26 protein-coding genes and 1 riboswitch are annotated in these 26,439 nt (G+C 37.1%); of the genes, 16 read left to right on the top strand and 10 right to left on the bottom strand.

What is annotated here, in order from left to right; all coding sequences use genetic code 11:
* Window positions 1-35: 35 nt before the first annotated feature.
* Genes ACFCT9_RS07010 through ACFCT9_RS07000 form a run of 3 tightly spaced genes read left to right on the top strand, consistent with a single transcriptional unit; the run spans window position 36 to window position 2,124 of the window.
* Window positions 36-362, top strand: a complete 327-nt coding sequence (locus ACFCT9_RS07010) for a YnfA family protein (RefSeq protein WP_412518077.1) — start codon at window positions 36-38, stop codon at window positions 360-362.
* A gap of 37 nt (window positions 363-399) precedes the next feature.
* Window positions 400-1,416, top strand: coding sequence for an aldose epimerase family protein (locus ACFCT9_RS07005; RefSeq protein WP_412521632.1), 1,017 nt, complete (start codon window positions 400-402; stop codon window positions 1,414-1,416).
* 21 nt (window positions 1,417-1,437) lie between these two features.
* Window positions 1,438-2,124 (top strand): ribose 5-phosphate isomerase A, encoded by a 687-nt coding sequence (locus ACFCT9_RS07000; RefSeq protein WP_412518075.1) that lies wholly within the window; start codon window positions 1,438-1,440, stop codon window positions 2,122-2,124.
* A 102-nt stretch (window positions 2,125-2,226) separates the two neighbouring features.
* On the opposite strand, the gene ACFCT9_RS06995 is transcribed toward ACFCT9_RS07000, so the two are convergent.
* Window positions 2,227-3,195, bottom strand: a complete 969-nt coding sequence (locus ACFCT9_RS06995; protein ID WP_412518073.1) for a CPBP family intramembrane glutamic endopeptidase — start codon at window positions 3,193-3,195, stop codon at window positions 2,227-2,229.
* A gap of 340 nt (window positions 3,196-3,535) precedes the next feature.
* Here ACFCT9_RS06995 and hutG point away from each other — a divergent pair, with 340 nt between their 5' ends.
* Complete coding sequence (gene hutG / locus ACFCT9_RS06990) at window positions 3,536-4,465, top strand: formimidoylglutamase (protein WP_412518071.1); 930 nt, start codon at window positions 3,536-3,538, stop codon at window positions 4,463-4,465.
* Window positions 4,466-4,517: 52 nt separating this feature from the next.
* Here hutG and ACFCT9_RS06985 read toward each other — a convergent pair whose 3' ends face one another.
* Entirely contained in the window at window positions 4,518-5,399 is an 882-nt protein-coding gene (locus ACFCT9_RS06985) for a LysR family transcriptional regulator (protein ID WP_412518069.1), read from the bottom strand.
* A 496-nt stretch (window positions 5,400-5,895) separates the two neighbouring features.
* Between ACFCT9_RS06985 and ACFCT9_RS06980 the strand changes: the two genes are divergently transcribed.
* The 9 genes from ACFCT9_RS06980 (at window position 5,896) to ACFCT9_RS06940 (ending at window position 16,567) form a co-directional block, all read left to right on the top strand.
* Entirely contained in the window at window positions 5,896-7,221 is a 1,326-nt protein-coding gene (locus tag ACFCT9_RS06980) for a YjiH family protein (RefSeq protein WP_412521631.1), read from the top strand.
* Window positions 7,222-7,277: 56 nt separating this feature from the next.
* Window positions 7,278-8,966: a urocanate hydratase gene (gene hutU / locus ACFCT9_RS06975; protein WP_412518068.1), complete on the top strand. Its 1,689-nt coding sequence runs from the start codon at window positions 7,278-7,280 to the stop codon at window positions 8,964-8,966.
* Window positions 8,959-10,200, top strand: coding sequence for an imidazolonepropionase (gene hutI, locus ACFCT9_RS06970; protein WP_412518066.1), 1,242 nt, complete (start codon window positions 8,959-8,961; stop codon window positions 10,198-10,200). The genes hutU and hutI overlap by 8 nt, the downstream gene beginning before the upstream one ends.
* A gap of 129 nt (window positions 10,201-10,329) precedes the next feature.
* Entirely contained in the window at window positions 10,330-11,505 is a 1,176-nt protein-coding gene (locus ACFCT9_RS06965; protein ID WP_412518065.1) for a SulP family inorganic anion transporter, read from the top strand.
* Window positions 11,502-12,617 (top strand): amidohydrolase, encoded by a 1,116-nt coding sequence (locus tag ACFCT9_RS06960; protein WP_412518063.1) that lies wholly within the window; start codon window positions 11,502-11,504, stop codon window positions 12,615-12,617. The genes ACFCT9_RS06965 and ACFCT9_RS06960 overlap by 4 nt, the downstream gene beginning before the upstream one ends.
* 70 nt (window positions 12,618-12,687) lie before the next feature.
* A complete protein-coding gene (locus tag ACFCT9_RS06955; protein ID WP_412518061.1) occupies window positions 12,688-13,569 on the top strand; it encodes an SDR family oxidoreductase in 882 nt (293 codons plus the stop codon).
* 132 nt (window positions 13,570-13,701) lie between these two features.
* On the top strand, window positions 13,702-14,313 hold the full coding sequence (locus tag ACFCT9_RS06950) for a flavin reductase family protein (protein WP_412518059.1): 612 nt from the start codon (window positions 13,702-13,704) through the stop codon (window positions 14,311-14,313).
* 89 nt (window positions 14,314-14,402) lie between these two features.
* Window positions 14,403-14,513, top strand: a riboswitch (SAM riboswitch).
* A 68-nt stretch (window positions 14,514-14,581) separates the two neighbouring features.
* Window positions 14,582-15,889 (top strand): Na+/H+ antiporter NhaC family protein, encoded by a 1,308-nt coding sequence (locus tag ACFCT9_RS06945; protein WP_412518058.1) that lies wholly within the window; start codon window positions 14,582-14,584, stop codon window positions 15,887-15,889.
* Window positions 15,890-16,045: 156 nt separating this feature from the next.
* Window positions 16,046-16,567, top strand: a complete 522-nt coding sequence (locus ACFCT9_RS06940; RefSeq protein WP_412518056.1) for an SRPBCC family protein — start codon at window positions 16,046-16,048, stop codon at window positions 16,565-16,567.
* 80 nt (window positions 16,568-16,647) lie between these two features.
* Here the strand turns inward: ACFCT9_RS06940 and glpT are convergent, their stop codons facing one another.
* Together glpT and ACFCT9_RS06930 are read right to left on the bottom strand one after the other, a co-directional pair.
* A complete protein-coding gene (gene glpT, locus ACFCT9_RS06935) occupies window positions 16,648-18,003 on the bottom strand; it encodes a glycerol-3-phosphate transporter (protein WP_412518054.1) in 1,356 nt (451 codons plus the stop codon).
* Window positions 18,004-18,138: 135 nt separating this feature from the next.
* On the bottom strand, window positions 18,139-18,675 hold the full coding sequence (locus tag ACFCT9_RS06930; protein WP_412518052.1) for a hypothetical protein: 537 nt from the start codon (window positions 18,673-18,675) through the stop codon (window positions 18,139-18,141).
* 203 nt (window positions 18,676-18,878) lie between these two features.
* On the opposite strand from ACFCT9_RS06930, the gene ACFCT9_RS06925 reads away from it, so the two are divergent.
* Window positions 18,879-19,511, top strand: a complete 633-nt coding sequence (locus ACFCT9_RS06925; RefSeq protein ID WP_412518050.1) for an HAD-IA family hydrolase — start codon at window positions 18,879-18,881, stop codon at window positions 19,509-19,511.
* Window positions 19,512-19,808: 297 nt separating this feature from the next.
* On the opposite strand, the gene ACFCT9_RS06920 is transcribed toward ACFCT9_RS06925, so the two are convergent.
* The 3 genes from ACFCT9_RS06920 to ACFCT9_RS06910 all read right to left on the bottom strand — a co-directional run bounded on the left by ACFCT9_RS06920 (window position 19,809) and on the right by ACFCT9_RS06910 (window position 21,252).
* The gene (locus tag ACFCT9_RS06920; protein WP_412518049.1) at window positions 19,809-19,991 is read right to left on the bottom strand and encodes a hypothetical protein; all 183 of its coding nucleotides are present in this window, start codon (window positions 19,989-19,991) and stop codon (window positions 19,809-19,811) included.
* Complete coding sequence (locus ACFCT9_RS06915) at window positions 19,988-20,341, bottom strand: hypothetical protein (protein WP_412518047.1); 354 nt, start codon at window positions 20,339-20,341, stop codon at window positions 19,988-19,990. Before ACFCT9_RS06915 ends, ACFCT9_RS06920 begins: the two co-directional genes overlap by 4 nt.
* A gap of 68 nt (window positions 20,342-20,409) precedes the next feature.
* The gene (locus ACFCT9_RS06910; RefSeq protein ID WP_412518045.1) at window positions 20,410-21,252 is read right to left on the bottom strand and encodes a formate/nitrite transporter family protein; all 843 of its coding nucleotides are present in this window, start codon (window positions 21,250-21,252) and stop codon (window positions 20,410-20,412) included.
* A gap of 654 nt (window positions 21,253-21,906) precedes the next feature.
* Here ACFCT9_RS06910 and ACFCT9_RS06905 point away from each other — a divergent pair.
* Window positions 21,907-23,298: an amino acid permease gene (locus tag ACFCT9_RS06905; protein WP_412518043.1), complete on the top strand. Its 1,392-nt coding sequence runs from the start codon at window positions 21,907-21,909 to the stop codon at window positions 23,296-23,298.
* 47 nt (window positions 23,299-23,345) lie between these two features.
* Here ACFCT9_RS06905 and ACFCT9_RS06900 read toward each other — a convergent pair whose 3' ends face one another.
* A complete protein-coding gene (locus ACFCT9_RS06900) occupies window positions 23,346-24,218 on the bottom strand; it encodes a MurR/RpiR family transcriptional regulator (protein WP_412518041.1) in 873 nt (290 codons plus the stop codon).
* Between the two features lie 297 nt (window positions 24,219-24,515).
* Window positions 24,516-24,860, bottom strand: a complete 345-nt coding sequence (locus ACFCT9_RS06895) for a hypothetical protein (protein WP_412518039.1) — start codon at window positions 24,858-24,860, stop codon at window positions 24,516-24,518.
* Between the two features lie 100 nt (window positions 24,861-24,960).
* Here ACFCT9_RS06895 and ACFCT9_RS06890 point away from each other — a divergent pair, with 100 nt between their 5' ends.
* Window positions 24,961-25,677: a CPBP family intramembrane glutamic endopeptidase gene (locus tag ACFCT9_RS06890; RefSeq protein WP_412518037.1), complete on the top strand. Its 717-nt coding sequence runs from the start codon at window positions 24,961-24,963 to the stop codon at window positions 25,675-25,677.
* Window positions 25,678-25,703: 26 nt separating this feature from the next.
* Here ACFCT9_RS06890 and ACFCT9_RS06885 read toward each other — a convergent pair whose 3' ends face one another.
* Entirely contained in the window at window positions 25,704-26,390 is a 687-nt protein-coding gene (locus tag ACFCT9_RS06885) for a helix-turn-helix transcriptional regulator (RefSeq protein WP_412518035.1), read from the bottom strand.
* Between the last annotated feature and the right edge of the window lie 49 nt (window positions 26,391-26,439).

Below are 26,439 nucleotides of genomic sequence, written 5' to 3'. Positions count from 1 at the left end.
GGAAAGTATTATTTATAATAGGTGGCAGTCAGTATATGATGTATCCAATTGCAATTTTTATTTTAGCAGGACTGTGTGAAATCGGCGGTGGTTATTTAATATGGTTGTGGCTGAGAGATACACAATCACCGTTGTTTGGGGTACTTGGAGGTATCCTGTTAATTACATACGGTGTCATCGCAACATTCCAAGTATTTCCAACATTCAGCAGAGTATATGCAGCATATGGCGGTGTGTTTATCGTCATGAGTATTATATGGGGATATGTTTTTGATAAACAGATGCCAGATAAATATGATGTGATCGGCGGCGTTGTATGTATTATCGGTGTCTTGATTATGTTGCTGCCTGATAGAGGCTGATGATTTCCATCGGTCAAGGAAAGGGTGTATTGAGTTGATGTTTACAGAAGTGGAGCACCAAAGAAACGGTTTGGATTTAATTAAAATTGATAATGACCAGGCAAAAATTATCTTTTCGAATTTTGGGGCGCGAATTGTGTCTTGGAAGTATGAAGATAATAATATTGTGCTAGGAAATGTGGTAGAAGCGGATGAATATTACCATGAAAATCCATATTACTTCGGCGCAAGTGTCGGTCGTTTTGGGGGACGTATTGAAGATGGACGTTTTGAGTTAGAAGGTAAAACTTACCAATTAGATCAAAATGATCCGCCGCATCATTTACATGGTGGTGCGCATGGAATTAATAAACACTACTTTGATTATGAAATTAAAGATGACAATGGTGGGTATATTCAAATTATCTTCACGACAACGGTCAAAGCGGCAGAGGATCATTACCCCGGCGATATTAAATTAAAGATTATACATACGTATGATATTGATAACCGCTGGACAATTGAATACAAAGCAGAAGCGACAGAAACAACATTGTTTAACCCGACAAATCATGTCTATTTCAACTTGAATCGTGATAACAAAGAAATTAATAATCACATTTTAACAAGTTCTACTTTGAAAATGCATTTATTGAATGACAAGAACTTACCAACGTTAGACAATACGATTGATTTAACGCAACTTTACGGCAAACAGTCAATTCCATTCAGAGAGATTTGCAAATCAACGGATGAACGTATTCATGCGCAAATCGAACGTTACCATGGCATTGATCATCCATTTACAATTGGTAATGAACTTACTGTCGAAAATAGTCAGTTCTTATTGAAAATGGAAACAGAAATGCCGCATGTTGTCATCTTTACGTTTAATGAAACAAGCAATTGGCAAAGTGACATGAACATTTATAAACCGCACTCAGGTTTTACTTTAGAAGCGCAATGCTTACCAAATGATATTAATTTATTAGGAGATCAAGCACCTTCTATCTTGCGTAAAGGTGAACCATTCTCTTCTAAAACGACATATCAAATTATAGAAAAATCTGAGTAATATATAGACAAGGAGTATTCAGTGATGGATGTTAAAGCGTTAAAATTACAAACTGTGAAAGACGCAGTCTCAGAAATTAAAGATGGGATGATTGTCGGTATTGGGACAGGCAGTACGATTGAACTTTTATTGCCGCATATCGCAAAATTATTAGAAGGCGGCGCTACAATTACTGGTGTTTGTACATCTAATAAAACCGCATTGCTTGCGAAAGAATTGGGAATTAAGATTGTAGATGTCAATGACGTAGACCATATTGATGTCGCAATTGACGGTGCAGACGAATTTGACCCGCAATTAAACTTAATTAAAGGCGGAGGCGGCGCATTGTTTCGTGAAAAAGTCATTGATGAAATGGCAGAACGCTTCGTAGTCATCGCAGATGAAACGAAACGCGTGGATTACTTAGGCCAAACATTTAAATTACCAGTAGAAGTAGATCGCTTCAACTGGATGTTAATCGCGAAAAAAATAGAAAAAGATACTAAAGCCAAAGTTTCACGTCGCAATGTTGAAGATATTACATTTATCACAGATAACGACAATTATATTTTAGATGTTGAGTTACCACCCAACACGGATCCATATGAAATGCATGAATACTTAATTCACTTAACAGGTGTTTTAGAAACTGGATACTTTTTAGACCTTGCAGACCGCGTGATTGTCGGTACACAACAAGGCGTTGAACTTATCGACAAGGTGTAAGCAAGCTGATTAATAATCATCGTCATAACAATAAAGAAGCGCTGACAGTTCATTTAATGAAAGCTGTCAGCGCTTCTTTAATATTCTAATATGATGACGAAGTTATTTTGGTTCGTCATGATGATTTAAATGTGTGTGTTCCTCGTCTTTAGATGTTGTTTCAGATTCATGTGCTTCTGTTACTGGTGTTTCTTCTTTGTGTGTCGTTTCTGTTGTTTCAATGGTTTCGTCTTCTTCATCTTTTGGATAATCAAGCGGATTATCAGGTTCAACTTCTTCTAATGAATCTTTCGTAAAGAAGTAGATGATTGCACGAATGATTAAGCTAAGTAAGATATAGACGGCACCGACAAGCGCTGTACTTAATGCGATGACTTTCATTGAGAAGACGTCTCCAAGTTCTTCACTGAAGAAGAAGACTAATCCGAATGACATTACAGCGTGGAATGCCACCGCAATGTAGATTGTACGTCCTTTAGTACCTCTGATTAATTCACCAATGATCATTGAGAATGCGAAATGATACAACAAACTATAGAGTGTGTATTCAAATGTATAAGTTGTATTCACATTCCATAAGGCATACAGAATACCAATTAGAATGGATGCGAATAATGTATTTGTTTTCGTTTCTACGACATTCTGCAAGTATGAACGGAACCCGAACTCTACAAAGAATGCCATTAAAATATGTCCGATTAAAATTGATGTGACAGACACAGATAAGTTTTTAGATTGTAAAATAATAAAACTGTCTGCGTAAGTATTAAAGGCAAACATACAAATAATAAAAATCACAAGTGGTAAGATTAAAGCTAAAATAATACGTTCAATGACTTTAAAACTGATTGTGAACTTTAAGCTGGCAAGCTGTGCGCGTTTATTTCGAAAAATAATTATGCAGATAATAGCTGCGATAAATGGCGCAAGTGTACTCAAATCAAAGACAAAGCGCTTGAATGGAACTTGACCTTGAAAATCCTTCAGAATCAATGGGAGTGCATATGCGAGTACATAGAAGACAAATATTGTCATAGCCCATTGGAAACCTGATATGCGTTTCGTGTTCATTGTGAAACCTCCAATAATTACGGCGATATCCATACATTTTTATATTAATTTCTATCATATAATACATTACAACTAGAGTGAACCCTTTAAGTATGTATTTTGAGTTTTAAGCGTATGGAACTACATAATAACCTAATAGTATTATACATCTCAACAATGCAGAAATAAATCACTTCCAAGAAATGACTTATAAATGAAATCTTGTTGTAAAGGTTGAATACAACTGTCTTGGGTGTAAGCGTTTTAGATTTTTTCAGATAAGGGTATGAAAAAAGTAGAATATTCTGTGATTCAATGTATATAATGATTCACAAGGTATGACTTAAGGAGGATGTGGAACATGTATAAGCAAGCCGACAAAGATTTGTGGACAGGCAGAGTAGATAGTGAAACAGATTCATCGCAATTCAGACACTTCCAAACCATTGAATTAAAAGATATCAATGAGACAAAGTTTGACCAAAAACAAGGCACGGGTATTTTAGGGTACGCGATAGATAAAGGGGTTGAACTCAATAATGGCCGTGTAGGTGCACAAGAAGGTCCGGATGCGATACGAAAAGCGTTTGCGAACTTATCAGTGTTAACGCCTTGCCCAGTTTATGACTATGGTAATGTCTATCATAATCATGACCACTTAATTGAAACACAAGAAGAATATGCAAACTTAGCTTCTAAAATGTTTAGCAATCATGAATATTCATTACTCATTGGCGGTGGGCATGATATTGCGTATGCGCAATATTTAGCCATGCGTCAGTCGTATCCGGATGCATCGATAGGAGTTATTAATATTGATGCACACTTCGATACAAGAAAGGCAGAATCATCAACGTCAGGCACAAGCTTCAGACAAATTTTAGATCAAGATGACAATGCGCATTACTTTGTCTTAGGTATTCAACCTGCAAGCAATACGAAGCATTTGTTTGATTATGCGCAAGAACGCGGTATTGAATATGTGACCGTCGACGAGATTCTTCATGAGATTTCACCAACAATCAAAGACAAAGTAGATCACTTTATTAATAAACACGACAAAATTATGTTGACGATTTGTATGGACGTTGTCGATAGTGCCTTTGCGCCTGGTGTCAGTGCACCAGCAGTCAATGGTTTAACACCGCACATTATTTTAGAATTGACGAGACGTATCGTCGGTCATGAGAAACTGATTTCAGTGAGTGTTGCGGAAACGAACCCATTACATGATGTAGATAACCGTACTGCTAAATTAGTTGCCTTGTTATTGCACAACTTCATTCATTAATAGATAACTTAAAGACGGATACGCCTTTACTTCTTGGCGTATCCGTCTTTATTTAATTCATCTTCCAATAATCAATACACGCATCAATCAATTGATTCGCAGGCTCAGAAAGCTTACGTTTTTCTAAATAGTTTAAATAAATCGTTCGTTCAATATTCGGTTCTAATTTGACCGCATTTAAATGATTGGCAGATGAAGATTGATAATAGAATCTTGGAATAATAGTATATCCTAAACCTCTGTGAACTAAAGTGGTGGCTGTTTCAAAGCGATCCACTTCAAGTACAATATTGGGATGGATATTCATGTGTTTAAAATATTCATCTACATGTTTTCTGACTTGGTATTGTCGGTTCGGCAAAATCAAAGGTAAGTGCTGTAATTCTTCTGTTTGGATACTTTGTTGATGATTAAATGTATCTCTTGGTGTAATCAATACATAAGGTTCTTGATAAAGCGGAACGGAGACAATACCTTCTCTTTGAATTTCTTCATTACATAACGCAAAAGATACATCAAAGCTTAATAAACTGGATATGATACGTTCTAGGCTATGTTGTTCAACAATTTGATAGCGTTGTTTATCAAAATGGCCATGATGTTGCTGAATGACCATTGCCATCCAAGCACTGGTAGATTCTAGAATGGATAATTTAATACGTGGTTCATCACTAATATTTAAGTCATACATTTGGTCTAGAGTGCGATGATACATTTCGACTAAGTCTTTCGCATGTTTATAAAATTGAATGCCTTTTTCTGTGATTTTTAGAGCTTTCGTTGTTCTGATAAACAATAAATAACCTAAATCATCTTCTATTTTCTTAATTGCGGTCGTTAATGAGGGCTGACTGATATGTAAATATTGTGCAGCTTTTGTAAAACTATTGTATTTAACCACCGCCAAAAAATATTCTAATTGTACGATTTTCATGCATGAATCCCCCTTAATAGCGCTGTTTGAAGTTATTGTATCATGGTTGGCGAACTTATTTATAGTCTTAAACTATAAATGATTAGTTTATTGATATTTGAAAGTTATAAGCGGTTAGACGTATACTTGATTTGTAATACAAGTTATACAAAAATTGTTTGAATCACATGATATCAATAGTTTGATTTCTGAAGATTCGATTAATTTTTAAAGTGAATAAACTGAAAATTATAACGATTTGTTTATGATCACAAGAAGCATACGTGTAACTTGTAAGAATGATGAGATGAAGTTGATACGCGAATTGGGGATACCTATAAGATGATGGGGATGATTTTGTAGGTGCGCGTGCAACGCTTACTTATCATTCAAACTTAATCACATGATGCTAAGCTTAAGTCATCTAGAGCCAGTCATTTAAAACAGCTTTGTCGTACTTGTAAAACAAAGGGGTGTGTCAAGTATGAAAACAGAAGCAGATTTGGTTTCTGGCGAAATGGAATTCCAACCTGAGCGTAAACCCGCTGACAAGCTGACGTGGGTCGGCATGTGGCGGTTTTACATATTCAGCATTATCGGAATTTTATGTTTCTTCGTACCAGTGACAATTAACGGAAAGAACACGATTATTGTTGATCATGTTCATTTATGGATTCGCGCAGCATTCGGTGTAGCGATGCCTTATGTGGCATTACTGATGATCATCATCGGTGCTACATTACCGATTATTCGTAAGGAGTACAAAAAGTCAGCAACTGATTTTGTGGTTGCACTTTTTAAAGTATTCGGTGCAGTAATCGGTATCATGTATGTCTTTAAAATAGGACCAGCATTATTATTTAATCCGAATTATGGTCCATTCTTATTCGATAAGCTGATGTTGCCTTTGAGTATTTTAATTCCAGTCGGTGCAGTCGCACTATCATTGCTTGTCGGTTACGGCTTGCTTGAATTTATCGGGGTGTTAATGCAGCCGATTATGCGACCGGTCTTTAAGACACCGGGGAAATCTGCAGTCGATGCGGTTGCATCTTTTGTCGGCAGTTATTCATTAGGTCTCTTAATTACAAACCGTGTGTATAAAGACGGGATGTATAACAAGAAAGAAGCTGTGATTATTGCGACAGGCTTCTCAACCGTATCCGCGACCTTTATGGTCATTGTCGCAAATACATTAGATTTAATGTCACATTGGAATTTATTCTTTTGGAGTACCTTAATTATCACATTTGTGGTTACAGCGATTTCGGCACATTTACCGCCGATTCGTAATGAATCAGAAGAATATTACGAAGGCCAAGAAGGCCAGAAGGAAGTAGAAGTTAACGGTAATCGTGTTGTTGCAGCATATGATGAAGCAAAACGTCAATCACATGATTCGTTACCTTTACTTAAAAATATTTGGGTGAACGTGAAAGATGGTTTTGAAATGACGATGGCGATTTTACCATCCATCTTATCTATCGGATTCTTCGGATTATTGCTTGCGAATTTCACGCCAGTGATTGATTGGTTGAGCTATATCTTTTATCCGTTTATCTATCTTTTCCCGATTGCGGATAAACCATTGTTAGCAAAGGCTTCAGCTATTTCATTAATAGAGATGTTCTTGCCATCTTTATTGGTTGTGAAGTCAACGATGGCAGTTAAGTTAGTGACAGCAATTACAAGTATTTCAGCCATTATTTTCTTCTCAGCGCTGGTACCTTGTATTTTAGCAACGGATATCAAAATTCCAATTTGGAAATTGGTGTTGATTTGGTTTATCCGTGTAGCTTTAACTTTACTGATAGCAATTCCGTTTGCATTATTAATTTTCTAAATTGAAATCTGAAATGGTGTTTTAAAAATCATAACTAAACAAAGGAGAGATTGATTATGACTAAAGATGTAGCAGCGAAAGGCAGACAAATCAAAGCGAAAAAAGGATTGGAAATTGAGTGTAAAGGATGGGAACAAGAAGCAGTTCTACGTATGTTATACAATAACTTGGATCCTGAAGTAGCAGAACATCCTGAAAAGTTAGTCGTTTACGGCGGGATTGGTAAAGCGGCACGTAACTGGGAAGCATTTGATGCGATTGTAGATACATTACGCCGTTTAGAAAGTGATGAAACGATGTTAGTTCAATCAGGTAAACCTGTAGCGGTATTTAAAACACATGAAGAAGCACCGCGTGTCTTATTATCTAACTCGGTACTTGTGCCTAAATGGGCAAATTGGGAACACTTCCATGAATTAGATAAAAAAGGCTTAATGATGTATGGTCAAATGACAGCTGGCAGCTGGATTTACATCGGTTCACAAGGGATTGTTCAAGGAACATACGAAACTTTCGCAGAATTAGCCAATCAACACTATGATGGTTCATTAAAAGGAACAATCACATTAACAGCTGGTTTAGGCGGCATGGGCGGTGCGCAACCATTAGCTGTAACGATGAATGAAGGGGTAGTCATCGGTGTAGATGTGGATCCATCTCGTATCGAAAAACGTATCGAAACGCGCTACTGCGATATTATTACTGAATCATTAGACGAAGCATTAGAAAAAGCACAAGAAGCGAAAGAAGCAGGCAAACCATTATCTATCGGTTTAGTCGGCAACGCACCGGAAGTATACGATGAAATTTTAAAACGTGATTTCAAAATCGATATTATTACAGACCAAACATCAGCACATGACCCATTAAACGGTTATGTACCTGAAGGTTATTCATTAGAAGACGCAGCGAAATTACGTGAAGAAAATCCAGATGAGTATGTGAAACTATCATCAGAATCTATGAAGCACCATGTGGCAGATATGTTAGAATTCCAAAAACGCGGTGCAGTCGCATTTGACTATGGTAACAACATTCGTCAAGTCGCTTATGATCAAGGTTTAGAAAATGCCTTTGATTTCCCAGGATTTGTACCTGCATACATCAGACCACTATTCTGTGAAGGTAAAGGACCTTTCCGTTTTGCGGCATTAAGCGGTGATCCAAAAGATATCGAACGTGCTGACCAAGCGATGCGTGAACTGTTCCCTGAAGATGAAAAGTTAATGCGCTGGTTAGATATGGCAAGTGAGAAAATCGCATTCCAAGGCTTACCATCAAGAATTGCATGGTTAGGCTATGGCGACCGTGCGAAAATGGGCTTAAAAATTAATGAATTAGTGCGTAATGGTGAAATCTCAGCACCGGTTGTTATTGGACGTGACCACTTAGACTCAGGTTCAGTGGCATCTCCAAACCGTGAAACTGAATCAATGAAAGACGGTTCAGATGCAGTAGGCGACTGGGCAATCTTGAACGCATTAGTGAACACTGCGGCAGGCGGTTCATGGATTTCAGTCCATCATGGCGGCGGTGTTGGTATGGGCTACTCATTACATGCGGGTATGGTTGTTGTTGCAGATGGTTCAGATCGTGCAGAAGAACGCTTGAAACGCGTATTAACGACAGATCCGGGTATGGGTGTAGTAAGACATGCTGATGCTGGTTATGATATTGCGATTGAAACAGCGAAAGAAAAAGGTGTCGATATTCCAATGTTAAAGGAGCAAGATTCTAATGAGTAATGATGTTGTTATCCAAAATATTGCACAATTAATTTTACCGAAGAAAACTGATAAGCCTTTAAAAGGGAATCAGTTAAATGAGTTGAAAGTCATTGAAAACGCAACATTAGTTGTGAAAGACGGTAAAGTCGTTTATGCAGGACCCCATACAGAGGAGTATGAAGCAGCAGAAGTGGTAGATGCGACAGGTAAAGTCGTATCTCCTGCTTTAGTCGATGCACATACGCATTTAGTATTCGGCGGTTCAAGAGAACATGAAATGGCCTTAAAACAACAAGGTGCGTCCTATTTAGAAATTCTTGAACAAGGCGGCGGTATCTTATCTACAGTAAAAGCAACACGTGAAGCAACGGAAGATGAACTGTTAAAGAAAACAGACAAATATTTACGTGAAATGATGGCCTATGGTGTCTTAACTGTAGAAAGTAAAAGTGGTTACGGCTTAGATAAAGAGAATGAGTTAAAACAATTGAAAGTGTCACATGCTTTAGAAGATAAGTATGGTATTACGATGAAACACACATTCTTAGGACCACACGCTGTGCCGAAAGAAGCGGAATCTAATCAAGCATTCTTACAAGACATGATTGATTTATTACCTGAAGTAAAAGCATACGCTGACTTTGCGGATATCTTCTGTGAAACGGGCGTCTTTACAGTAGATGAATCACGTGAATATATGAAAGCCGCAAAAGCACAAGGCTTTGATGTGAAAATTCATGCAGATGAAATTGATCCTTTAGGTGGTTTAGGGGTAGCCATTGAACAAGGTGCTATTTCAGCTGATCACTTAGTTGCTTCAAGTGAAGAAGACAAACAAGCATTAAAAGACAGCGATACAGTAGCGGTTGTTTTACCAGGAACAACATTCTATTTAGGCAAAGACCAATATGCAGATGCACGCGGTATGTTAGATAATAATGGCGCAGTTGCGATTGCTTCTGACTTCAACCCAGGCAGTAACGTAACGAATAACTTACAAATGGTTATGGCCATTGCAGCATTAAAATTAAAGTTAACACCAAATGAAATTTGGAACGCAGTGACAGTTAACGCTGCTAAAGCCATTGATGCAGATGCAGGTACATTAGAACAAGATGACCGTGCAAACTTCGTCATTTGGGATGTCCCAAATTATGAATATGTGCCATACCATTATGGTATTAATCATGCAGAATATGTTTATAAAGACGGTAAACTATTTATCGATAACCGTATCGATGTACAACAATAAGCTTTCATCATCAGTTAAAACAACTTTTTTCAGCTACACTTTTGGGAAACCATCAGTGTAGCTGTTTTTGCATCTTAATAGTCTGACAATTTATGTTAAGATAAATGCATAGAGAGAGCAGGTGAAAAAGTGAATCGTCAAATGTATGTGGATCAATGGAAAGGTGATATAAAGGATAATGTCCTTGCAGGTATATTAATCGCATTATCTGCATTGCCAGGCGCAATTGCCTATTCATTTATTGTCGGAATGAATCCGTCAATTGGTTTATTGAGTATGGGCATTATGATGATTGTGTTGAGTCTGACTGCAGGACGTACACTGATGATTACAGGACCAAGCAGCGGCATTGCATTAGTTGCGGCGCCGTTAGTAATGCATCATGGTGTCGGCTATTTAATTTGTGCCACCATCGTCATGGGTTTATTGCAGTTAGCGTTAGGTTTCTTAAATATAGGACGCTTGATTGAACGTATCCCTCAAGCAGTAGTCATTGGCTTTATGAATGCTTTAGCATTACTGTTAATGTCCTCACAAATTGATAATATATTCAACATTTCAATCGCTACATATGTCTTGGCGATTGCGTCATTTTTAATTATTTGGTTAGCACCGCGCTTCATTTCATTTATTCCAGCACCGTTAATCTCAATCATTGTCTTAACGGTTACGGCACATCTAATGCATCTGAAATTACATTATGTTAAAGACTTGGCAGAGATTTATGTTGTCTTGCCAAAACTGCAATTAACGCAGTTCCATTTATTTATGGATAGCCATGCGATATGGATTATATTAGGCTACGGTATAACCATGGCCATTGTCGGTACACTGCAGTCTTTGTTGACTGCACAAGCATTAGATGTCATGACACATGAACACAGTCGTTTGAATCAAGAATCAGCTGCACAAGGGCTTGCGAATTTAGCGGCAGGGTTATTTGGCGGTTTTGGCGGCAGTGCATTAGTCGGCCAATCTAAATTTAATGTGAAAGTCGGTGCCACTGCACGTTATGCGACTTTAGTCACAGCTGTATTTTTACTGTTGACCATTTATGTTTTAGGGCCAGTCATCGCATTGATTCCTATGGTCGTTCTTGCGACAGTTTTAGTTTCTATCGCACTTAATACATTTGACAGACGTACATTTCAAGCCATCAAAGCAGCACCTGTATTAAATACCGCAACGATTGTCGTTACGATGGTTGTCACGTTAGTAACCAATAATTTAGCGTTTGGCGTTGCGGCAGGCTCTGTGATTTATGTAATGATTGACTTGGTAAGTAAAGGAAGGGAAAGTCTATGAGTCATTTTGAACAATTAGTAAAATGGAGACGTCTATTTCATCAATATCCAGAAGTCTCTTATCAAGAATATGAAACAACCAAACGTTTAAAAGAAATTTTGACTGAAAATGAAATTAAAATGATGGATTATCCATTAAGTACGGGATTAGTCGCAGAAATTGGTCAAGGGGATACAATTGTCGCATTGCGTACTGATATTGATGCATTGCCTATCGAGGAACAAGCAGAAGGTGTGGTCACATCGCAAAATAAAGGTGCCATGCATGCTTGCGGACATGATATACATATGGCAAGTATTTTAGGGGCAGCGTTGTTATTGAAGGAAAGAGAAGCAGATTTGCCTGGACGTGTGCGTATTTTATTCCAAGCTGCGGAAGAAGTCGGCAGTGGTGCACAGCAAATGGTTGATGCAGGTGTCTTAGATGGGGTTAAAGCTGTGACAGGTTTCCACAATGATCCGACATTACCGGTTGGAACAATGGCGATTAAACCAGGTGCAATGACTTCAGCTGTTGATCGCTTCTTCATCCGCATCAAAGCCAAAGGCGGCCACGCCGCAAAACCTGAAGAAAGTAATGACCCGATGATTATTTTAGGCCAACTCTTAACCAGTGTGCAGTCTATCGTTAGTCGCAATGTTTCCGCATTTGATTCTGCGGTCGTAACGATTGGTGAAGTATCAGCCGGCAACACTTGGAATGTCATTCCTGACTCAGCCCAAATCCAAGGCACGGTCCGTACGTTCAATAATGAAACACGTACATTAGCACAACAACGCCTGAAAAGTATTTGTGATGGTTTAGCTGCAGCGTTTGATGCTGATATTGAATTAGAGTATATTCATTTACCAAATGCGGTCATGAATCATGAAGACCTGACACCACTTGCACAACTCGCTGCTGAAGAAACGGGGTATCATGTTGAACACTTAGAACAACCGAAAACCATTGGTGAAGATTTCTCTGCAATGAGCGATACAGTTCCAGGTGTCTTCAGCTTTATCGGTTCTCAATCAAACTATGATTTGCATCATCCGAAATATAATCCTAATGAAGCGATTTTAAAGACTGCACCTGAGTTTCTTGCGAATTTAGTTCAAAAATTATTTTAATTTGAAGATGAATGAAATATGAATTTTGTGGTATATCATGAGTGAGACAAAAATTGAGGAGTGATAGATGATGGCACCACAAGATCCACGTACAAAATTCTCAGATCAAGATTTTCCGAAACAAGAACAAGCATGGCCAGGTTTCCAAACAGATATGGAGCCTAAACCAGATTGCGGAGAAACGTCTTATCAAGGACATGGACGCTTAGAAGGATTAAAAGCACTTGTGACAGGCGGTGATTCCGCGATTGGCCGCGCAGTCGCAATTGCGTATGCACGTGAAGGTGCATCAGTTGTGATTAACTATCATCCAAAAGAAGAAGATGACGCACAAGAAGTTAAGAAAGTCATTGAAGATACAGGCGGCACTGTGTATTTAAAACCAGGTGATTTATCAGATGAACAATTTAATTATGACTTAGTAGAATATGCACATGAAACACTTGGCGGTTTAGATAATGTGACTTTAGTTGCAGGTCATCAGCAATATCATGAAGGCTTTGAAAACTTCAAAACAGAAGATTTCACACAAACCTTCACAACGAATGTCTATTCATTATTCTGGACGGTACAAAAAGCACTTGAGTATTTACAACCAGGAGCTACCATTACAACGACAACATCTATTCAAGGTTACGATCCAAACCCAATCTTGCATGACTATGCTGCAACGAAAGCTGCGATTATTTCATTAACGAAAAGCTTAGCAAAAGAGTTAATTGATAAAGGTATCCGTGTGAACTCAGTTGCGCCAGGGCCATTCTGGTCACCACTTCAAATTTCTGGTGGTCAACCGCAAAGTAAAATCCCTGAATTTGGACAAAGCTCTATGATGGGCCGCGCTGGCCAACCTGTAGAATTAGCAAGCACATACGTCTTGTTGGCTTCAGATGAATCTAGTTATACCACTGGCCAAGTATACGGCGTCACAGGCGGTAAACAAATTAACTAAATGATTAAGAGATGAAGCAGCGTTCCAGTTAAGATCGGAACGCTGTTTTTGTCATCAAACACATGATTCGCAATGTGAGGTGGAGTTTATTATGATAGGTATAATTAGTATAGTAACTGAGGAGGTAGCACGATGAAACATTTTAATCCTAAGGAATTAACACAAAGAGAAAATTATAAATTATTAAGTGGCAGTGTTTTGCCAAGACCTATTGCCTTTGTGACTTCTCAAGATGAAGCGGGGCATTTAAATGCGGCACCATTTAGTTTCTTTAATGTCGTCAGCAGTCATCCGCCGATGATTATGATTTCAACAGGACGTACCGAAGGGGTCCGTAAAGATACGGCACAAAATATTATTGATACAGGTGAATTTGTAGTTCACATTTCTGAACTTTCTATGATTGAAGGCATTAACAGTACCGCAGCACCGATTGAACGTGAAGCCAATGAATTAGAGCGCACGGATTTCAAAACGATACCTTCAGATGTGGTCAGTGTGCCAGCGGTAGAATGCGCACGTATTCGCTTTGAATGTAAACTAGATCGTGTCATTGAATTAGGAGACGAACATGCGGGCAGTGATTTAATTTTGGGTGAAGTGGTTCGTTATCATATTGATGATGATGTTTACATTGAGCCACATAAAATTGATGTGCAAGCCTTACATCCTGTCGGTCGTTTAGCTGGAAATGATTATGTGAAATTAGGACAAGAGTTTGTATTAGAAAGACCAACAGAATAATTGCTTAATGAAAAGTTAATACTTTGATGATTGACTAAATTATACAATCATGATAGGTTTAAAAAGATTCGAAAAACAAAAATAAATAGAGCTTATCAAGAGAGGTGGAGTGATGGGCACTTTGAAACCTCGGCAACATGGTTCGCAATCAGCGATGCGTGTGCCAATTCCCATAGCAATGTTTTGCTAAGAGATAAGAAAGTCAATGTATCCTTTTTTCTTAGCTGAAAAAAGGATTTTTTAATATCATGAGTGAGGTGTTTGAATCATGTCTGAACAAAGAGAAAAAGGCAATGCAGTCGCACTGATTCCTTTAATTCTATTTGTTGGTTTATTTTTAGGTGTTGGGATTATTACAGGTGACTTTACGAAGATGCCGCTAAATATTGCGATTACCATTGCGGTGATTGTGGCGTTGATTATGAATAGAAAAGAGAAATTCACAGATAAAGTTGAAGTTTTCACAAAAGGTGCTGGCCATTCAAACATTATTTTGATGGTATTGATTTTCGTATTAGCAGGTGCCTTTTCTAAAGTGACGGAAGATATGGGCGGTGTCAAATCAACGGTTAATTTAGGATTAAGTCTCATACCCGGCAACTTATTAATTATCGGTTTGTTTATCATCTGTATGTTTGTATCAATCTCTATGGGGACATCAGTAGGTACTGTCGCTGCGATTGCGCCAGTTGGGTTTGGTATCAGCGAAGCTACTGATATTTCTGCAGCGCTTGCGATGGCAACGGTTGTCGGCGGTGCAATGTTTGGTGACAATTTATCTATGATTTCGGATACTACGATTTCAGCAGTCCGTACGCAAAATACTAAGATGAGTGATAAGTTCAAAGTGAACTTCAAAATTGTGTTGCCAGGTGCCATTATAACAATGATTATTTTAGGTATCTTGACACATAGCGCAACCATCAGCAGTACGAAAGACTATAGTTTTGAATTGATTAAAGTCATTCCGTACTTACTAGTGTTAATCTTGGCATTAATTGGGGTTAACGTGATAATTGTGTTGATTGGCGGTACGGTCTTATCAGGAATTATTGGTTTAATCGATGGTTCATTTAATTGGATTGGTTTCTTGAAAGCTGCCTCAGAAGGTATGATCGGTATGGAAGATATTGCGATTATCGCTTTAATGATTGGTGGTTTAATCGGTATTATCCAACATAATGGCGGGATTACTTGGTTGCTTAACTTTGTGCGCAGCCGTGTAAAATCTAGACGTGGTGCAGAGTTTGGAATCGCAAGTTTAGTCAGTGCAGCGGATATTTCAACTGCGAATAATACGATTTCTATTTTAATGGCAGGTCCATTAGCTAAAAATATCGCGGATGAATATGATATTGATCCTAGAAAATCAGCAAGTATTTTAGATATCTTCGGCAGTTGTTTCCAAGGACTATTGCCTTATAGTCCGCAAGTGATTGCGGCTGCAGGGGTTGCTGGAATATCACCGTTTATGCTAGTACCGTATTCGATTTATCCGATCATTTTAGGACTCAGCGGATTAGCTGCAATTATCTTTAATTTCCCAAAACTAAATAAACCTCAACAAAAAGCATAGTTAATTTTTACTTTCTCACTTGAAAAATGTTAAAGTAATCTTGTTGTGAAATAACCAAAGAAGTATTGTGACGAAAGCGTTGAGAAGAGGATTGCTTTGGCTTATGCTTCTAAATGCGTTAAAATAATAAAGAGTGCGAAAGTAGGTGACGACAGAGTGGCAAGATATAACATTGAAAATGACGTCGTAGTCATTTCATTGGAACGTTTTATGCGTATCCCGCCGGAAATGATTTATCAAGCATGGACAGATGCGGATATCATGAGACGTTGGTTCATGACTTCTAATCGTTCAAATCAATCTATCGACTTGATTCCAGAAGAAGGCAGACGTTATGAAATTGTAGATGAACGTAATGGTAAAAAGAATAGAGTAACAGGGGTCTTCCAAGAATTAGAAGCACCTAACCGTATTGTTATGACAATCGGTATGCCTGAACTCAGCGATAAAGAAGATACCATTGAAGTAGAAATTTTCGAACGTGAACCAGGTTCAGACATGACACAAATGAATTTCCGATATACTGCTGTTGTTCCGAAAGAAAGACGTTGGACAACTTTGGAATACAAACAGCAGAAGAAAGAATATCATGATGCGACGGCGCATGGCTTTGAAAACATGTTCATTAAGCTTCAAGATATTTTAAGAGAAATGCAAGAAGACAAAGAAGAATTTTAATTGAAATAAGCGACACACATTGCTAGAAAGCAGTGTATGTCGCTTGTTTTTAATTTGTGTGCTTTATTTTGTTAGTGCTGTTAAACAGATTCTTGACCGCGTTTATTCCAAGTTAGAATAAAGCTTAATGTAGCTAGAATACTAATAATTGTCAACAAGATGAAACCTGCATCCCATCCCAATTGATCTACGATGAAACCAAGCACAATGTTTGCCATAACTGCCCCGAATAAGTAACCAAATAAGCCAGTTAAGCCTGCTGCTGTTCCTGCTGCTTTCTTTGGAACATAATCCAAAGCTTGTAAACCAATCAACATAACTGGACCATAGATCAAGAATCCAATCGCAACAAGTGCTAAATTATCAATCCATGGATGACCTGCTGGGTTTAACCAGTAGATTAAAACGAAAATCGTTACCCCTAGCATGAAGAAGAATCCTGCTGGGCCGCGACGTCCTTTGAAAACTTTGTCAGAAATCCATCCGCATAATAAAGTACCTGGAATACCAGCCCATTCATAGAGGAAATAAGCCCATCCTGATGCTTTCATGTCGAAATCTTTTTCTTCGCTTAAATAAACAGGTGCCCAGTCTAGTACACCATATCGAACGAAATAGACGAAGATATTCGCAAAGGCAATCGCCCAAACCCATTTATTATTTAAAACATATTTAAACAAGATTTCTTTAGTTGTTAATTCTGTTTCTAGTGTTGTTCTTGAAGCGGTCGGATAATCGTTTCGATACGCTTCAATAGGTGGTAGACCCTGTGATTGTGGTGTGTCTCTAATGAGTACATATGAAATGATTGCGATTATAATCGCAAGTAAGGCTGGATAAATGAATACACCTTCAAACCCTTTTAAATAACCAAAGTTATATAAGGCAGTCATCGAAATGCCCCAAGTAGCAATAGGTGCCATTAATCCGCCGCCAACATTATGGGCAACGTTCCAAATCGCAGTTTTACTGCCCCGTTCACTAACGCTGAACCAATGGACTAATACTCGTCCAGATGGCGGCCAGCCCATACCTTGGAACCAACCATTTAAAAATAGCATGATGAACATAATCAGAATACTTGAAGTGAAGAATGGAACAAATCCCAGTAACAGGTTAACGATTGCAGTTAAAATTAACCCTAATGTTAGGAACATGCGTGCATTACTTCGGTCGCTGACCGTTCCCATGACAAATTTGCTGAAGCCGTATGCAATTGAAACGGCAGAGAGTGCAATCCCTAATTGTCCTTTACTGAACCCTTGTTCAATTAAATCAGGCATTGCAAGTGAAAAGTTTTTGCGTAATAGATAATAACCTGCATAACCGATAAATATACCTAAGAAGACTTTCATCCTCAATTGCTTATATGTATCATCGACTTGATCTTTTGGCAGTGGCGTAATCGGCTTTGGTGGTTTTAGAAAGTTAAACAAGAAAGCGCCTCCTTTACAAATAATTAACCCTATCTTAATATTAAATTTACAAAATAGCAATGAAAAATTTTAATTATTAAGTTATAACATAAAAAAAGACATTCCGATATTGGAATGTCAATAGAGTACATCTCACTATGAGATTGTCGAATATTTATGTTGTGCGATACGCGGTCTATAGTTTGCCCCTAGCACATCAATGTTTTGTGTCGCAAGTGCATGAATGAGTTTAGATAATACATGTGGTGTACATGAAATATCAATATGATACGTAGTGAGTACATATTTAATATCTTCATGATGTTTAAGAAACTGCATAATATCAATAATTTTATCTTTGACAAACATATCTTGTAAACCGTCGATTTTGAGTTTGAAATGCATAGAAGCTTGAATGTTCGGTGCAAATTGATAAACGAAGTCTTTGTCTGCAAAAGGTAAAATCTGGTAGATAGGGTAGTTGTGATAACTTAAGAAACTGATGAAGTAAGGCAGGTTGCATTTAGGAATACGTACTTTTAAGACAGTTTGCTGTTTAATTCGAGTGAATTCTGCTTGCACAGCATGACTGCTTTGAAGCTGTCTGCATATTTTTAATAATTGTCTTCGCTTAAGCCATGTTGATAGATGCCCTAAATTAATAATAAAAGTGTCATATTTATCTATAAACATAGACAATTCCTCCAGAAGTATAGTTGGTATTTGAGTAGCATAAGATGGATGGATTGCGTGTTGATCAAATTCATTGTAAATTGTATCACGCTTTAAAAACTTTTTCACTAGGACTTTTGGACGAAATGAAGATAATTGTTAATTTTGTTATTTTTTCATTATAATGATTGTTATACATACAAAAGAAAGAGAGTGAATATATCGTGCGATATAGAGCGGTTGTGTTTGATTTTGACGGTACGATTATTGATACGGAACAACATTTATTTGAGGTCATAAATGAACATTTAATGACACATCAAAAAGATCCAATATCAGTCGAGTATTATCGTCAATCTATTGGAGGTGCGGCTAAAGATTTGCATCACTATATCACATCACAAATAGGAGAACAAGCGACAAAAGGTTTGTATGAAGCGCATCATTATAAGAGTCAGTATTTGCCGATGATAAACAATATCAAACGTTTGATGGAACAGTTAGAACAAAAACAGATTCCTTTTGCGATTGCGACGAGCAGCAGTCGCTTAGCAATTCAACCGGCACTGCAAGCATTAGGATTAGTAGATCGTGTTCCTGTAATTGTGGGAAGGGAAGATGTAGAAGCGGTCAAACCTGAACCAGACTTATATTTAACCGCAGTACAGCAAATGAATTTAAACCCGGTCAGTTGTTTAGCCATTGAAGATTCAGTAAATGGGGCAACTGCAGCACAACGTGCAGGATTGGGGCTCATTGTAAATACCAATCAAATGACAGAACATATGGATTTCAGCCATTTAAATTTAGAAGGTATGAATATGGATGCTGAAACGATTATGGCACAATGTTTCTAATTAAGCAGGTGACAACATGTTAATATTATTCTTTTTGGCAGGTCCTATGATTATTGGAATAGGCAACTTTGTACTTGCACCGCTCTTTAATAAGCAGGTGCCGATGAATGTGAGATTTCGCGCATTTATGATAGGTTCGATGATTTATTTGATATCTGCCTACATCGTCTATCAATTTGTTTTGAAAGGGCAGATGTGACTTCAAGCAGTGATTTGTGAGAGCAGTATAAATGAAATGACAGCATAAAATAAAACAGAGGATTCAAAAGTTTATAGCTTTTGAATCCTCTGTTTGGTTTATTTCATCATATATACAAGACCGGCAATCACTAAAACTAATAAAATCGCGTCTACTCCAATCATAAGTGCACGACGGTTGGCTTGTTCACCTTGTGCTTTCAAACGTTTATACATGAGATAGTTTGGTATGAGATTGATGATAAGGAGGACAATGATAATAATAATTAATGTAAGCTTCACTCTGATTCTCCTTTATGATTCTTAGATAGATAATCCCAGAGAAAGGCAATGACAATTCCTAGTACTAAGCCAAGACCAACTCCAAGTTTCATATGATTTGTAAAATGCCCGATAATGATACCGAGTATTACGGTAATCGGTAAGACGATTCCGACTTTCATCTTTTTAGCTGGAGAAGCCAATGCGCTAAACAATGCAACATAACAAACACCGAATACGATTGCCGCAATGATTGACATGACTAAAGTATGTGTCAGTGTTTCTTGGCTCGCTGAGCGGTTTAAGAAAAAGAATAACGCACCGAATATAAATGTATATAATAGTCCGCGTGAAACTAATTGTTTAGACAAGGTTGACGTCTCCTTTCAATTCAGTTCACTCAAATTATAACATAGTATATTGGTGCGTCGTATGCACATTATAAATCGTTCTTAAATTGTTTATGGTCGTTCAAGTAAGCATAGAACAGACCGATGATTAATCCGCCGCCGATATAGTTACCGATAAATGCGGCGATAATATTGATGACTGCAGGCCAGAAGTGTAATACATCTGATTGATAAATTGCGCCACCGATAAATAAACAAGCGTTATAAACAACGTGTTCATATCCCATGAAAGCGAAGATTGCGACACCAAACATCATGACAAACATTTTTGCTAGAATATCTTCAATCTGCATCGCAATAACTAATGAGATATTGATAAAGAAGTTGGCAAAAATAGCTTTGGCTAATATTTGAGTAAAGTCAGCTGTCATCGTTTTGTGATGAATTAAGACTTCTAATTGTTTCATCATTTCAGGTGTGACAACATCACTGAAACGTAAGATGACAAAGAAGGCTAGGGCACCTAACATATTACCGATAAAACATAACATAAAGATTTGGAACGCACGCCAAGGCGAAATAACTTTATAATACAAACCTACTGTGAAGTACATAAAGTTACTTGTCAGGAGTTCTGAATTGGTAAACAGAATCAGTACTAAAGCAAAACTGAAGGCCACTGATCCTACGATGTTGATAATTCCTGTGTTGATTTCTCCTGTATGTACTTCTTGTACAAAACCAGCTTTAATGGCTAATACAAAGACTGCGATGATACTGATAATAAAACCTGCCATCATGGCACGTAATAAGTAGCGCTTAAAATAAGTCGCTTGTAAGACGTCTTTCGTTTGGATAGTTTTAACAACTTCTTTTACCCATTTACGTCCATAGAATACATTATCCCAACGGATATACTTTTCACTGTTCATTCCTAAAATAACTCCTCGCTTCTAGCAAAATGTTTAATATTAATCAGGCTGAGAGGATAATCTCAATTTCTGTAATGCATATAGTATAATCGCATTTGTTAGTTTTGTGAATACTTTCACATGAACTTTTTTCATATTTATGTCTTTCTCGTGAAAAATATTGAAATTAAGACTTTGTGTATACATAAATGGTTGTGTGAAATGGACAAGTGTATATAGTATTGAGACAAAACTATCAGAAAATTATCAAAAGTAGATTGCTTATTTATAAAACTCCATGCTATAATGTTCAAATAATATGTATTTACTAAATGGACACTGTTCATTGTGTGTGTTTAAGAAATACAATATTTTGTTTGAGTGCGAAATGCATTAAAATGCGCGATGACTGCTTTTGTTGTATTTTAGGAAAAAATAAATGAAAGCGCATACATAAAAGTGTAATTTTTATGTTTTCATCTAGAAATTTTATAGTATAATAGCCTCAATGGGCTTGGAAAGTTACAAATCGGTTGAAAAAGGAAACATTATTGAATTTTTCGCAATCTTTCAAATTTTAGTAATTTGGGACGCTGAATAAGAGAGAGAAATGGGGCACATACCGACTCACTGTAACAAGGCCTGGAAATTATGAAAGAGAAGGGGTATTTTCTAATGGAAGAAACTCAATTACACAGGGGATTAAGTTCTAGACAGATTCAAATGATCGCACTCGGGGGTACTATTGGTGTAGGTTTATTTATGGGTGCGACAAGTACAATTAAATGGACAGGACCTTCTGTTATATTCGCATATTTAATTGTAGGACTATTTTTATTTTTAGTGATGCGTGCCATGGGAGAAATGGTTTACTTGCATCCAACAACAGGTTCATTTGCGAACTTCGCAAGTGATTACATTCATCCAGTTGCAGGGTATTTAACAGCTTGGAGTAATATATTCCAGTGGATTGTAGTAGGTATGAGTGAAGTAATCGCAGTCGGAGAATACATGAGATATTGGTTCCCTGAACTGCCAGACTGGATTCCTGGTGTTATCGTTATTGTATTATTAGCTTCAGCAAACTTAGTATCAGTTAAAGCATTCGGTGAATTCGAATTCTGGTTTGCGATGATTAAAATTGTCACAATTGTCTTAATGATTATTGCTGGTTTCGGATTAATTTTCTTCGGACTTGGCAATGGCGGCCATGCAATTGGTTTATCTAACTTATGGGCACATGGCGGTTTCCTTCCTAATGGATGGCTTGGATTCTTCTTCGCCTTATCAATTGTTGTGGGTTCATACCAAGGCGTAGAATTAATCGGTATTACAGCTGGGGAAACTAAGAATCCTCAAAAGAACATTAAAAAAGCAGTTAACGGTGTTATCTGGCGTATTTTAATCTTCTACATCGGAGCTATTTTTGTAATTGTTACAGTTTATCCTTGGGATGAACTTGGTTCAATCGGAAGTCCTTTCGTAGCAACATTTGCGAAAGTCGGTATTACAATTGCAGCTGGTTTAATCAACTTCGTTGTATTAACAGCCGCTATGTCAGGTTGTAACTCAGGTATTTTCAGTGCGAGCCGTATGATCTATACATTAGCGCAACATAAACAATTACCTAAATTCTTCTTGAAAGTTATGAAAAATGGTGTGCCTGTTTACACAGTACTTGCCATTTCAATCGGTATCTTTGTCGGTGTTATTTTAAACGTAGTTTTACCTTTATTTATTAAAGGTGCAGACAGCATTTTCGTATATGTATATAGTGCATCTATCTTACCTGGTATGATTCCTTGGTTCATGATTTTAATCAGTCATATCCGCTTCAGACGTTTACACCCGGAAGAAGCGCAAGGACATCCATTCAAAATGCCAGGTGGTCCAGTAGCAAGTTATATCACGATCTTCTTCTTAATCATTGTATTAATTGGTATGTTACTTAATAAAGAAACAGTTGTATCAGTTGTCATCGGTTTCCTATTCTTAGGCTTCATGACAGCATACTACTTCATCAGAGGATACGACAAATTACCATATAAAGATCAACACTTAGAATAATTTAATAGCACAAAGAAAAAGAGTTGGGCGATAGGCTCAGCTCTTTTTTAGTGTTCAAATTTAATTTTAGAAATGTGCTTCTTATAATTATTTAATGCCATTTTAGATTGAGTTATAGTGTCTAATGCGTTAGAAAAGTCCATAGATAAGTATCGGTAAAACAGCACATTAATCATAAAGAGTTGCGCTGTTAAAGAAGTGGTCGCAGCCATACGAAACTCATTTTCTTCTGATTCACTGTAAATCAGGTCAATTGCACTATAACGTGTAATCGGATTATGATGTGTCCCCATTAAAGTAATAAGGCATAGGTGATAATCAGAAGCTACGCGTGCAATGGCTTCTAATTCGTTATGTTCACCGCTGTTTGAAATTAGGAACAACGTATCACGTGCATCATGTGTCGCAATTAAATTGATTAAAGTGTGTACACTTTCAACGCATTGTGCGTTTAAACCAACTTTAGAGAGTTTCTGTGTTAAATCCATTGCTGAAATATAAGAGGCCCCAAAACCGAATAAGAAGATCGTACGTGAACGTTTCAAACGCATGCAGACTTGTTCAACTTGCTGCTCGTCGACCTCATCTGAAACTTTGCACAGTGTTTGTGTGCTGCGTGACAACATTTTACGCTTAATAGAATCAATCGATTCATTCGGCTGTAATTCGATAGGTTGGGGTTTGGTGCGTTTAGAAAGATATTTAGATATTTCGGTTTTTAATTCTTGAAAGCCGCCATCAGTGATTTTGTAGCCGAAACGGACAACAGAAGAAGCACTTGTATTTGTACTATGGGCTAATTCTAACGTTGTCATATCAATGACTTTTTGCGGCCGCTTTAAAATAAAATCTGCGATTTTCTTTTCGCTCTTGGTTAAAATATTATAATTTGATTCGAGTTTAAAAAGTATGTTTGTCATCATAATCACCTGCTCTATGAAAAAACAAAGCTGCTTTTTCATCTGTTTTGTAAATCATAGATAGCAGTAAACAGAACCCTTTGTTACTATTGTTTACTTTGATTATTAGTTGTACCGTCATTAAAGCATGCAGATAAACAAATAGTCTCCCAATTATAAGTTCATCTTGATAATGGTTTCTAGTGTACTATAGGATGAATGGTAACACAATTGAGAATGCTAAAATATATCTTACTAATAATATCATACCTAACTCATGAATATTTAAACGAAGATAGCTGAATTATTATAAAATCGTCATGATTTTGAATGATTCGCCAGTAAAGCAAGTAATGCCTCAATCGACTTTTGCCATGTGTTTATAATTGCTTGCGCATTGCCGGTATCAATGAGAACTAATGGCTGTAAAGTAAGCTGTGCTAATAAATCGCAATAGCGTTGTGTGATAAAAGAAGGGGCTGTTTCTATCCATGTTTGTGCTTGAAGGTAATTAGTGTTCAAGCATGTCTTGATTTCAGTTGCTGTCTGCTCAGCATGTTTGTGTTGATTTAATGTCAAATAATGGTGATAGGTATCACATAATGTTATTAAATGTACAAGTTGGACATACATATCAGTTTCAATCGTTTGTTTTTCCATCATGCATCATTCCTTTTTAAATGAATTTGATTTGTGATTTGAAAGCCGATAACTTAAGATAAATGCATGAGAATTTTAATTTATTTGTATAGAGGAGAATCTTATGGAGTTGAATCATAATAAACCAGCTTGGAGAGATTTAACGTTAATTCCGATTGGTTTTGTTTTAATCTTTCTATTTACTTTCATACAAACGTTAATTATCGCTAATTTTAATGTGCCAATTAACTTTGAAACGCTTATACCGATTTCAGCTATTGGGCAGATCAATACATATATCGCGATTTTAATCATTTACTATTATTATCACTATAGTGAAATGCCTTATAAATTGTCATCGGGTTGGCGTTATGTCAAACAACATTGGCTATTCTTATTGATTATGCTGCTGGTCGCAATGGGCGGGGAAACACTCTACAATCAATTAATGACATTCCTTCCTGAAAGTTTGCAATACACAGAAACACAAAATGAACAGGAATTAGACATGTTGTTTCACAATCCGGCATTTTTACCGTTTACGTTTATCTTCGTAGTACTGGTTGGTCCGGTAGTTGAAGAACTGTTCTTCCGTACGATTTTGATTGGAGAATTAGGTAAGAAGCTAAATTATATTGTCATGGCGATCATATCAGTTATCGGCTTTGCGCTGATTCATGTGACTGGCGCAGAATCTCCATTTGAAATCGGCGCATACTTAATTATGGCAATCGTTATTGTCTATGTATATTTCAAATCAGGTAAAAATACTGCAGCAACCATTGCTATTCATATGGCGAATAACTTTATTTCTTTTATTATGACATTATTTTATATGTAACGAAAAAATCCAACTGAGGACATTCCTCAGTTGGATTTTAAAAATTGTTGGTAATTATAGATGGTAATATCATGTGTCTTTAAGGTTTTATGGAAGGAATACGAAATGTCTTGTATCGCATGTATAGGAATTTCTTTCGTATGCCCATGTCCGATATCGAAGATGACTACGCGCCATTCTGCTTTGCGACAAATCAAACCGATAAAGATGACATTTTCTGTATAGGTTTCTTGGTCTAAATCATACTCAACTAACATCACATTACGTTCTGCACAATAAATGAGTAAATCTGAAAAGATTTGTGGAACTGGCTCATTTGGATTAGATTCGAATTTAATGTATCGATCCATGCGTTTTAAAATGCGTCGGATGTGTGTTGCTGGTTGGTTGAGACATTTCTTAATAATTTGGGCAATCTCTTTTTTATAAGGTAAACGAGAATAAGATTGGCTCTCATTTAAAGTCATAAATAAGGCCAGCATCTGTGCTTCGTTTAATTCAAGTTGAATCGGGACAGGATGGCTTTGAATTTGGTATCCGCCGAGCATGCCTTGTTTCGCAATAATCTGGACACCTTGTTTCTCAAGGTCTTGGATATCTCTTAATATCGTACGCTTCGAAACTTTAAGGGTTTGCGCAAGTTGTGCTGCAGTGAGCTGCTGGTTGGTTTCAATTGCTTGAACGAGTTTATTTTGACGTTCTATTTTATTCAATTAAGCCACCTCCGATATATTACATATTACAATCATTATATCATATCTC

This window comes from Staphylococcus simulans, assembly GCF_047037175.1.
Classification (GTDB): Bacteria; Bacillota; Bacilli; order Staphylococcales; family Staphylococcaceae; genus Staphylococcus; species Staphylococcus simulans_C.
The sequence above is the reverse complement of the archived record's forward strand: the minus strand, read 5'-3'. Positions and strand labels throughout refer to the sequence as shown.